General features: G+C 36.1%; 7 protein-coding genes. 6 read left to right on the forward strand and 1 reads right to left on the reverse strand.

The genetic code is table 11. The features are described 5' to 3' along the window. Positions 1–18 precede the first annotated feature (18 nt). Positions 19–1,122, forward strand: a complete 1,104-nt coding sequence (locus tag ABXT67_RS16385) for a peptidylprolyl isomerase (protein ID WP_415375101.1) — start codon at positions 19–21, stop codon at positions 1,120–1,122. Positions 1,123–1,593: 471 nt separating this feature from the next. Here ABXT67_RS16385 and ABXT67_RS16390 read toward each other — a convergent pair whose 3' ends face one another. Further along, positions 1,594–3,051 carry an aminoacyl-histidine dipeptidase gene (locus tag ABXT67_RS16390; protein ID WP_415375102.1) on the reverse strand — a complete coding sequence of 486 codons (1,458 nt, stop codon included), beginning with the start codon at positions 3,049–3,051 and terminating at the stop codon, positions 1,594–1,596. A gap of 219 nt (positions 3,052–3,270) precedes the next feature. Here ABXT67_RS16390 and ABXT67_RS16395 point away from each other — a divergent pair, with 219 nt between their 5' ends. From ABXT67_RS16395 to ABXT67_RS16415, 5 genes are all read left to right on the forward strand, one after another. Further along, complete coding sequence (locus tag ABXT67_RS16395; protein ID WP_415375103.1) at positions 3,271–4,353, forward strand: DUF3810 domain-containing protein; 1,083 nt, start codon at positions 3,271–3,273, stop codon at positions 4,351–4,353. A gap of 236 nt (positions 4,354–4,589) precedes the next feature. Further along, entirely contained in the window at positions 4,590–7,550 is a 2,961-nt protein-coding gene (locus tag ABXT67_RS16400; protein ID WP_415375104.1) for an amidohydrolase family protein, read from the forward strand. Positions 7,551–7,601: 51 nt separating this feature from the next. After that, positions 7,602–8,897, forward strand: a complete 1,296-nt coding sequence (locus ABXT67_RS16405) for an amidohydrolase family protein (RefSeq protein ID WP_415375105.1) — start codon at positions 7,602–7,604, stop codon at positions 8,895–8,897. A 257-nt stretch (positions 8,898–9,154) separates the two neighbouring features. Continuing rightward, positions 9,155–9,961, forward strand: coding sequence for a TrmH family RNA methyltransferase (locus ABXT67_RS16410; RefSeq protein ID WP_415375106.1), 807 nt, complete (start codon positions 9,155–9,157; stop codon positions 9,959–9,961). 133 nt (positions 9,962–10,094) lie between these two features. Continuing rightward, entirely contained in the window at positions 10,095–12,299 is a 2,205-nt protein-coding gene (locus tag ABXT67_RS16415; protein WP_415375107.1) for a RelA/SpoT family protein, read from the forward strand. Positions 12,300–12,336 lie beyond the last annotated feature (37 nt).

Below are 12,336 nucleotides of genomic sequence, written 5' to 3' on the forward strand. Positions count from 1 at the left end.
TATATCCAGATGAAAAAAATGTCATTATTACTACTTTTTACATTAGCAATTGCTTCTTGTCAAAATGAATATCCAGATTTAAAAGATGGTGTATACGCCGAATTTATAACCAATAAAGGAACCATTGTAGCAGAATTATATAATGAAGCTACTCCTTTAACCGTAGCTAGTTTTGTGTCGCTAGCAGAAGGAACAAATACCTTGGTAGACGACAAATACAAAGGAAAACGGTTTTACGATAGTTTAATTTTTCACCGTGTTATGAAAGATTTTATGATACAAGGAGGAGATCCTCTAGGTACTGGTAGCGGTAGTCCAGGGTACAGATTTCCTGATGAATTTGTAGACTCTTTAAAACACAGCAGTAAAGGAATTTTATCTATGGCTAATAGCGGCCCTGAAACTAATGGAAGTCAATTTTTTATCACCTTAAAAGATACGCCTTGGTTAGATGGAAAGCACACTGTTTTTGGCGAAGTAGTTAAAGGAATTGAAGTAGTTGAGGCTATTGGTGCCGTAGAAGTAACACAACCCGGAAACAACCCTGTTGAGCCTATAGTAATCCAGACGGTTAATATTATTAATAAAGGAAATCAAAAGGTTTCTTCTTTTACCAGTAAAATGGAGGAAATAGAAATGGAGAAAAAAGAAAAAGAAGAGCGTATTGTTAAAGTAGGAATGGACAATGCGAAAGCCTTTAATGCGCTTAAAGAAAAAGCGGAAGAATTACCTTCTGGACTTAAAATTTACTGGAACAAAAGAAGCAAAGCACAAAAGCCTGCTGAAGGCACTAAAGTAATGATGAACTATGCTGGATTTCACGCGGCAGATGGTAAATTGTTTGACAGCAACATACAAACGGTTGCTGAACAATACGAAGTAATGAACCCTGCAAGATTGGCTCAGAATGGGTATAGCCCAACACCAGTAACTTATAGTAAAGACGCGCAACTAATTCCTGGCTTTAGAGAAGCCATGCTCAATATGAGTATTGGTGATAGCGTAACAATGTTTATTCCTGGACACTTAGGCTATGGTCCACAAGGAAATCCTCGTGCACAAATTGGCCCTAACGAAGATTTAGTATTTGAATTGGAGTTGGTGGATATGACTGGGAATTAAAAGCTATCCCTAAAAATTAGATGAAAAAACCTCACGCTTTTAAGTGTGAGGTTTTTTTATGCTTAATTTGCCCGTTTTGAAATAGCAATATACTAAAACCTTAGTGTAATGAAAATCAGATATACAAGGCCCAACAATTATTTGTCTTGATGATTTAATAAGCTTTGACTTCGGTTTATTTTCCGCTGTATATACACAATAGAAAGTTTTACCAAATACTGATATATAAATATTTAGCCCATTTTTTATTGGGGTAAGCCCAAAAAGTTTTGTCGATAAGGATTATGGAAATCAAGATTTTATTAAGGCGATTAAATAATTCACGAAAGCTAAAGAGCCTCTATTCGAGGCTCTTTTATATTAAATTCTAAGTTTTTAGGTTTTTAATCCAAACTAGAAATTCTTAAAACCTACTCTGGATAAATCTTATCAGGATCACTTAACCTTGGTTTGTTAGCTTCAATATCATTCCTATTTCTTAGGAATGTTCTCCAATATTTTCAGCACAAACTTCCAATACTTTTGCAAGCTTGAAATACTTGCGCGTTCATCTGGTGAATGCGCTCCTTTAATAGTAGGTCCAAAACTTATCATATCCATTGCTGGGTAGTTCTGTCCTAAAATTCCACATTCCAATCCTGCGTGACAAGCGGCCACGTTCGGCTCTTCACCATTTATATCTACATATAATTTATGTAACACTTTTAAAATAGCGCTATTCATATTGGGCTCCCAGCCAGGATATTCTCCAGAAAATGAAACCTCAAATCCAGCCATTTCAAAAACAGACTGCAAATTATTTGCAAGATCTTCTTTAGACGACTCAACCGAAGAACGCGTAAGGTGCTCAACCATAACCTTGCCATCTACCAGTGTTACTTTGGCAATATTATTAGAGGTCTCTACTAAATCTTGAATAGATGGGCTCATTCTATACACCCCATTTAATGCAGCACTCATGGCTCGCAAAAAATCCTGTTGTTCTACCTGCCCCATCACTTTAGCGACTGCTCTTATGTCTTTCTCAATTACAATCTCCAGATCTGGCTCTAGAGATAAATATTCATTAATGATTTCATCTTTAATATTTTTCAATTCAGATATAAAGGCGTGTTCTTGCCCTTTGACAACAGCCACTTTTGCAATGCTCTCTCTGGGGATTGCATTGCGCAAACTTCCACCTTTAACTTCAGCAATATGCATCACATTTCTGGTTGCATATAAAAGCCTGTTCATCATTTTATTTGCGTTTCCCAAACCTTTGATGATATCCATACCGCTATGACCACCTTGTAAACCTTTTACCGTTAAATTATACGTAATCGCATCTTCAGGTGCTGGCACTTCACTATACTTTTTCGTTGCTGTAATGTCAATTCCGCCTGCACATCCAACGCCTATTTCATCATCCTCTTCAGTATCAAGATTTAGTAAGATATCACCTGTTAAAACACCGCCTTCAAGACCCATTGCCCCTGTCATTCCTGTTTCTTCATCTATTGTAAACAGTGCTTCAATCTTTGGATGCCTAATTGTTTTACTTTCTAGAATTGCCATAATCGTAGCAACGCCCAGTCCATTATCTGCACCAAGGGTCGTTCCTTTTGCACGAACCCAATCTCCATCTACAAACATTTCTATTCCCTGGGTGTCAAAATCAAAATTGGTATCGTTATTTTTTTGATGTACCATATCTAAATGTGATTGCATCACAATGGCTTTTCTATTTTCAAAACCCTTAGTAGCTGGTTTTGTAATAATTACATTTCCTACTTTATCTTTAATAGTTTTTAAATGAAGGTTGTTCCCAAAATCCATCATAAACTGTATCACACGTTCTTCTTTCTTTGAAGGTCGAGGAACCGCATTTAAATCTGCAAATTTATTCCAAACTTCCTTTGGCGCTAATGTTCTTATCGTTTCGTTCATAGTATCCATTTCAGTATTATTTCTTTGTGTTTGACAACAAAGTTAGTATGATTTATTAATTTATAGTACATTTAAAAAAACTATAACATTTTTAAGTTAGAATCGAATTGAAACAAGTGTACCCCTCAAATTAAACAATACGACGACGATATGGCAATTTATGTACTTCCGTTAAAAACAGCACACAAAACCGAAGTCGAAAAAAGACTCATCAACTAATTGCTAAAATCATTCTTTAAAAATAAGACCTCTTTAGTACTGGCGCTTTTGTTGCCGGTTCAAATTATATTTCTTCAAATTTTAAAGACTATACCTCATTTTGTAGAGACCTATTACAGCCTAGGTTTATATCCTTGGTTAGGAAAAACGTCTCGAACGCTTTTTGGATGGATTCCTTTTTCAATGGGAGATTTATTTTATGCATTACTCGTTATCACAGCATTGCGTTGGTTATATGAAAATGTAAAAAGGTTAAAATATGAGCCAGTCTTATTTATAGTTGATATTGCAGGAACAGTATCTATTTTCTATTTTATGTTTCACATGTTATGGGGTTTTAACTATTATCGTGAGCCTTTACATAAATATTTAAATATTGAAGCAGAATATACAACAACGCAATTAATTGAAACCACACAACGCCTCATTAAAAAATCTAATGATATGCACCGTGCTCTTGGATATGCAGATAGCGTTAAAATTGATCTCCCCTACTCGCAAAAAGAAATGTTTGCTTCTACTGCAAATGGCTACGGAAACTTAAAAGAAAAGTTCCCACATTTATCTATTTCTCCTCAAAGCACTAAAAAAAGTATGTGGAGTTTAGGATTAACCTATATGGGCTACAGCGGTTATTTAAATCCATTTTCTGGAGAAGCACAGGTTAATGGGCTTATTAAAACCTATAAGTTTCCTGTGGTGAGTTGTCACGAGCAAGCGCATCAATTAGGCTATGCAAAAGAAAACGAAGCAAACTTTATAGCAACTTTAGCTACTATTAATAATGACGATCCATACATACAGTACTCGGGGTATATTTTCGCTCTGCGGTATTGTGTAAACGAAATTTCTCGTCGCGAACCAGAAACCTATCGCGAAATTTTAAAAACAATTAATCCTGGAATCTTAAAGAGTTACAAAGAAATGCGCGACTTCTGGAACAGCTACGACAACCCTTTTGAAGTGTTTTCTAAAACATTTTACAACCTATTTTTAAAAGCGAATAACCAACCTAAAGGAATGAAAACCTACAGTTATATGGTTGCATTGGTGGTTAATTATTTTGAGGATAGAGAATTTTGAAAACACATCCCATCCCAACCTTTCCTAAAAGGTAAAGGAACTCAAAGTCTCTTTTGAAGATTACTGAAATTAAATTGAAAATAGCGAACCAATTTTTTTGCATGGATGCTCAATCTCCTGTTCAAAATACCATTATTTCTAATTTAACAAAATTTTAAATCTCTCAGAAATGCATTAAAACTATCTTCGAGCGTGCTTTTTAATCAAAAGTATCTTCCGTAAAACGATAATAATTTATGAAAAAAATATCACTACTACTCGCAGTCCTTATTACTTGCACCACTGGCTTATCTCAAGAGTATTTTCCGAAAAACGATGGCGTAAAAGAAACAAATGCACATTATACTGCATTTACAAATGTCACACTCTTTGTCACTCCTAGTCAAAAAATAAAAAACGCTACGCTTCTTATTAAAGAGGGTAAAGTGGTAAAATCAGGTAAAAATATATCGATACCTACAAACACCATAACGGTTGATCTTGAAGGTAAATACATCTACCCATCTTTTATCGATGCCTATACAAATTTTGGGATTGAAAAACCAAAAAGAAAACCCGGTGATGGTCGTTCGCCGCAATACAGTCCATCACGTGAAGGATTTTATTGGAACGATCATATAATGCCAGAAAATAACGCTATTGATACTTTTAAATATGACCGTAAATCTGCCGAAGCCATGCGCAAAGAAGGCTTTGGAGTAGTAAGCACTCATATCATGGATGGCATCGCAAGAGGAACAGGAGCAATTGTTGCCTTAAACGATGATGATGGGGAAGCTACTCGAATTATCGATGATGCAAATGGTCAATTTTACTCATTTTCTAAAAGTGTGAAAAGCAGACAGTCCTACCCAGGATCTCTAATGGGTTCGATGGCACTTTTGCGACAAGTATATAATGATGCAGATTGGTATGCAAAAGGAAATATACCTACCAAAGACAGATCTCTCGAGGCGATTCTAAAAAACAAAAGCAAAGTTTCCATTTTTGAAGCTGGTGATAAAACAAATAACCTTCGAGCAGATAAAATTGGAGATCAATTTGGCGTAAATTATATAATAGTTGGTGGCGGTGATGAGTACGAAATGATCAGTCAAATTAAAGCGACCAATACAGCATATATTATTCCCATTAACTTCCCTGAGGCTTACGAGGTAAGCAATCCATACATGGCAGATTATATTGCACTTTCAGATATGCGTGCTTGGAATCAAGCTCCTACAAATCCCAAAGTTATGCAAGATAACGAGGTGCCATTTGCCTTAACTACGTACAAATTAAAGAATCCAAGTGAGTTTTCTAGCAACCTATCAACAGCAATTTTATACGGTCTTGACAAAACAAAAGCGTTGGAAGCGTTAACAACAATTCCTGCTCAATTACTTAAGGTGAATGATAAATTAGGAACTTTAGAAAATGGTAAATACGCTAATTTTTTAATTACTTCAGGTGAACTATTTGATTCAGAAACGACCCTTTATGAAAATTGGGTTCAAGGGGTTAAAAATATAATTAATTCAAAAGATCAAACCGATATTAGAGGTGACTATACGCTCTCAGCTGAAGGAAAAAATTATGACCTCAACATTAGCGGAGATACTTCAAAAGCGAAAGTAACCATTGGCGAAAAAGAATATAAATCTAAACTAGCATACGCTGAAAACTGGATAACCCTATCGTTTACAGATGAAGAAACAAAAGAAGTTTATAGAATTACCGGAATTATACCGCAACAAGGCGGCAGCTTTTCGGGGAAACTTTTAATGCCAAATGGCACGGAAAGTAGCTTTAGTGCCACTAAAAAAGATGAAAGTTCAAAAAGTGAAGATGAAGACGAAAAAGACGACAAGAAAAAAACACCTCACGAAATACTCCCGATAACCTACCCCAACGTAGGTTATGGAAATACAAGTCTTCCGCAGCAACAAAACATGTTATTTACAAATGCAACGGTATGGACATGCGAGGATGCCGGTATCTTAAAAAATACAGATGTACTCGTTAAGGACGGAAAGATTGCTAAAATAGGCAAAAACCTAAGTGCTGGTGGTGCTACTAAAATTGATGCAACGGGCAAACATATTACCGCGGGGATTATAGATGAGCATAGTCATATTGCGGCACTCTCTATTAACGAAGGCGGGCAAAATTCTTCAGCCGAAGTCACTATTGAAGACGTCGTAGATCCAGAAGACGTGAATATTTATAGAAATCTTGCAGGTGGCGTTACGAGTATTCAAATTTTGCACGGTTCAGCAAATCCTATTGGGGGTCGCTCCGCCATTATAAAATTGAAATGGGGAGAAGATGCAGATGGACTTATTTACGACAACAGTCCAAAATTTATAAAGTTCGCCTTAGGTGAAAATGTAAAACAATCCAATTGGGAAAGCTATAGTCGTTTTCCGCAAACAAGAATGGGTGTGGAACAATTGTATGTCAATTATTTTAATAGAGCTAAGGAATATGATACCAAAAAGAAAAGTGGACAACCTTATCGTAAGGATGCAGAAATGGAAACCTTAGCTGAGATCTTAAATGGTGAGCGCTACATTAGTTGTCACAGTTATGTACAGAGCGAAATTAATATGTTGATGAAGGTTGCAGAAAAATTCGGTTTTCGTATAAATACCTTTACACATATTTTAGAAGGTTATAAAGTAGCAGATAAAATGGCAGAACACGGCGCTGGTGGTTCTACTTTTAGCGATTGGTGGGCTTACAAATTTGAAGTAAATGATGCAATTCCTTACAATGCTGCAATTATGGCGAGTCAAGGAGTTACTGTTGCTATTAATAGTGATGATGACGAAATGTCTCGAAGATTAAACCAAGAAGCTGCAAAAACTATAAAATATGGTGGAATGAGTGAAGAAGAAGCATGGAAAACGGTGACTATTAATCCAGCTAAACTATTGCATATTGATGATCGTGTAGGAAGTATCAAGGAAGGTAAAGATGCAGATCTTGTGGTTTGGAACAACCATCCTATGAGCGTGTATGCTAAAGCGGAAAAAACAATTATCGAAGGCCGTACGTATTTTGACATTGAAAAAGACCTGCAAAAAAGACAAGCCATCAAAACTGAAAGAAATAAATTAATAACGATGATGCTCGACGAAAAAAATGATGGCGGAAAAACAAGACCACCATCACGTAGAGGGAACAAAGAGTTTCATTGTGACACAATGGAGTAAATTATCTCGGGTCAAGATCATTAAATTCCAAAAAATTAAAAGATAATAAAGATGAAAAATTATAAATATATACTGCTTGTTATTGTAGCCGCTTTTGGTTATAGTGCCAGTGCACAGCAAACTCCAGCTTCAGATCAAAATGAAGCAATTACAATTCAAGGTGCAACCGCACATATTGGAAATGGTTCTGTTATTGAAAATGCTACCATTGTTTTCGAAAATGGAATTATAACCGCGGTTGGAGATCAATCAACCCCTTCAAAAGGGGAGGTTATCAATGCTAACGGAAAACACGTATACCCAGGATTTATAGCACCTGCAAAGCCTTTAGGACTTATTGAAGTAAATGCGGTGCGTGCAAGTGATGACTCTGACGAAATTGGAGATATGATACCACATATACGCAGTTTAATAGCCTACAATGCCGAAAGTAAAGTAGTGGAATCTATGCGCCCAAATGGTGTTCTAATTGGTCAAATCGCGCCACAAGGCGGTACCATTTCTGGAACCTCATCCATCGTTCAATTTGATGCTTGGAACTGGGAAGATGCTGCTATAAAAGTCGATGATGGTATTCACATGAACTGGCCAAATACATTTAGAAGGGGCCGTTGGTGGATTGGCGAACCTAGAGGATTCCAACCCAATAAAAAGTATACAGAGAACACGCAAAAAATCACCAGCTATTTATCAACTGCAAAAGCTTTTGGGAATGGCAATGGCGAACCAGAAAATGAGGCGATGAAGGCAATGCAAGGACTGTATAATGGTTCAAAAAAACTATACGTATATGCAAATGGCGAAAAAGAAATTATCGATGCTATTACTCTTTGTAAAGATGCAGGGATTAAAGAGATTGTTTTAATTGGTGGCTATGAAGCGTATAAAATCATACCTTTTTTGAAGCAAAATAATATAGCGGTATTAGTACAGCACACGCATAATGTTCCTAATAAAGCAGATGATGATTACGACTTACCCTATAAACTTCCTAAGCTTTTAATGGATGGGGGGCTAACGGTAGCAATACAAAACAGTGGAACTTCAAATTTTCAAACGCGTAACTTACCCTTTTACGCAGGCCAATTGGTGGGGCAAGGAATGGAAAAAGAACAAGCGCTGCAATTAATCACTGGAAACACAGCCAAAATTTTAGGAATTGACAGCAACTATGGAACCTTAGAAAAAGGAAAAAGCGCGACCCTATTTATTAGTGAAGGAGATGCCTTAGATATGATTGGCAATGACTTATCAAAAGCCTTTATTGATGGCCGAGATATTTCTTTAGAAACCCACCAAACCGAATTATGGAAACGATATATGGATAAATACAATGCAGGAAAGTAAAACATGTAAACCTTAAATTAAAAGCCCCATTTCTAATTTGAATTGGAGGCTTTTTACGAGTATATCGCGACTTATTTCACATATTCAGCAGCAGCAGCTGGTTTTTCAAATACTGAATCGTCTAGATTAGTTTCAGTAACCGTTACTTTATTGAATACCATATTATTTCTTTCAGTAGTTGGTAGATTATTTTAACCTATTTACATGATTGCAAATTCAGTTCTAAATAGCCACGCCTAACGTTGTATCTTTGCCTAATGAACAAGCACATTTTAAGCGTTCAAAACCCGCAAATAAAACAACTCATTAAACTCAGTAATAATGCACGAGAACGCAAAAATACTGGGCGATTCGTTATTGAAGGATTTCGCGAAATTAGTTTAGCCATCAGCGGAGGCTATGCTGTGGATACACTTTTTTATTGTCCTGAAATAAATACTCCAAAAGAGCTAATTACCCTAGAAAATCTGTTAAACACCTCAGTTAAAAAAATAGAAGTAACAAAACATGTCTATGAAAAAATAGCATATCGCTCCTCTACCGAAGGTCTTATTGCCCTCACAAAATCAAAAGAACTTAATTTAAAATCATTACAACTCTCCTCTAAAAATCCGCTGATATTAATTGCTGAAGCTCCAGAAAAACCTGGAAATTTGGGTGCACTGTTACGCAGTGCAGATGCTGCGAATGTTGATGCTTTTATAATTGCTAATCCTAAAACAGATATATATAATCCAAATATAATTCGCAGTAGTGTAGGTTGTGTTTTTACCGTTCCAGTAGCAACAGGAACTGCAACCGAAGTAATTTCGTTTTTAAAAGAACAAAACATCAAACTCTATAGTGCCATATTACAAGACTCCATCCCCTACTATGCTTGTGATTTTAAAGAACCAACAGCCATAGCCGTAGGAACTGAAGCTACCGGTTTAAACCCCATATGGCGGGCAGAAAGCACGCAGAACATTCACATCCCAATGCAAGGAGTAATAGATTCTATGAATGTTTCGGTGGCTGCAGGGATTTTAATTTTTGAAGCAAAACGCCAGCGGGGTTTCAAATAAATACGCATACCTATAATGCATTCTTTGAAAATATAAATTCTTCCCATAAGCCCTCCTGAAAGTAAATTAAAATTTAACTAATATTTTCAACAAATTTACTCGGTAATTAACAAGGTATTCGTAATTTTAATGTATGACTGAAACTGCACTCGAAGAAGAACGCAAAGCCATAGCTAAGGAATATAAAAACCTCCTTAAAATAAGCTACAGAGTTTTGTCTACAGCCGATAAGAAACTTATTCGAAGTGCGTTTGACGTGGCAGTTGATGCGCATAAAGAACAACGCAGGAAAAGCGGAGAAGCATATATTTTCCACCCCATTGCGGTGGCAAAAATTGTAGCCTCAGAAATAGGATTGGATGCTACTTCTATTGCAGCCGCCTTATTACACGATGTTGTTGAAGACACTAGCTATACCTTGATTGATATAGAGCAGCTGTTTGGTAAAGTAGTTGCCCGTATTGTAGACGGTCTCACCAAAATTAGCAACATGCCTTACGAAGGTGATGTTAGTCTACAAGCAGAAAACTTCAGAAAAATGTTACTAACCCTTAATGAAGACATCAGGGTTATTATTATAAAAATTGCAGACCGTCTACACAATATGCAAACAATGGAATCTATGCCTCCCCACAAGCAGGTAAAGATTGCAAGTGAGACTCTTTATATCTATGCTCCAATGGCGCATAGAATTGGACTTTATAATATTAAGACTGAATTAGAAGACCTTAGTTTAAAATATACTGAACCTGAAGTTTACAACGATATCAATAGTAAAATAAAGGAAAGTAAAGAGGAACAAGATGTATATATCAAATCATTTTCGAAGACTCTAGAAGATTCTTTGATAGCAGAAAAATTACAATACGAGATCAAAGGACGGCCAAAATCCATTTATTCCATTCGTCGAAAAATGAATACTCAGAGCGTTAGCTTTGATGAAGTCTACGACAAATTTGCGGTTCGTATTATTTACAGGGGTTCGGTAGAAGACGAAAAGTTTTTGGCTTGGAAAATATATTCTATTGTAACAGATCATTTTAGACCGAACCCAGTTCGTTTACGCGATTGGATATCATCGCCTAAATCAACTGGATATGAAGCATTACATATTACTGTAATGGGACCTAAGGGCAGATGGGTCGAAGTACAAATTCGTAGCGAACGCATGAACGAAATTGCCGAAAAAGGATTCGCAGCACATTATAAATATAAAAATAAAGATAGTGATGATGGTGGGCTAGATGTATGGCTAAATAAATTACAAGAAACATTAGAGAATCAAGATATTAGCGCAGTTGACTTTGTGGAGGAATTTAAATTAAACCTCTATTCAAAAGAAATCTTTGTGTTTACTCCTAAAGGCGATTTATATTCATTGCCTAAAGGTGCTTCTGCCTTAGATTTTGCCTTTCATATACATACCGAAATTGGATTACACACACGTGGCACAAAAGTAAATGGTAAATTAGTACCATTAAGTCACACACTCAATAGTGGTGATCAAGTTGAAATCATAACATCAAATAGCGCAAAACCATCAATTAACTGGGTAGATTATGTCACCACAGGCCGTGCACGATCAAAAATTAAATCCTCCCTAAAAGAAGATCGAAAAGAAATCGCAAACGATGGTAAGGAAGTATTAGCACGAAAACTCAAAAGTCTAAAAATTAATCTTGATGAAAAGACGATTAACCAAATGGTGCGTCATTTTAAAGTTAAAACTAGCCTTGATCTATTTTATCGCGTCGGGGCGGGCATTATAGACAATAAACAACTCAAAGAATTTGCGGCAAGTCGCAGCAATGCTTTGTTAAGTTTCTTCAAAAATAAAATTAGAAAGCCTAGCAATCCAGAAGAGGTCAATAAAGAAGAAATTACCGAAAAGTTTGACCAAATAGTGTTTGGTAAAGAGGAACAGAAACTAGATTATAAAATGTCTAATTGCTGCAGTCCTATTCCTGGCGATGATGTTTTTGGCTTCACCACCGTAAACGAGGGAATAAAAGTTCACAAACAAAACTGTCCTAATGCCTTGCAGTTACAAAGTAATTATAGCTATCGTATCATTCTTGCAAAGTGGATAGACTCCACTCAACGCGATTTCAAGACAGAACTGGTATTGAGCGGAATAGACGCCCTAGGACTTGTCAACCATGTGACAAAAGAAATATCCAACAACCTTCATATAGATATGAAAAGTGTTCATTTTGACACAAACGACGGTTTATTTAATGGCAAGATTGTTGTTGTTGTAAAAAATAAAAACACTCTTGATAACTTAGTTCAAAACCTTAAAAAAATAAACGGAATTGATAAAGTAACACGCTCTTAAATTCCTTAAATTTGAAGATTAAAATAAAGTTGAAAAT

The organism is Patiriisocius sp. Uisw_017, assembly GCF_047731265.1.
Taxonomy (GTDB): Bacteria; Bacteroidota; Bacteroidia; order Flavobacteriales; family Flavobacteriaceae; genus Patiriisocius.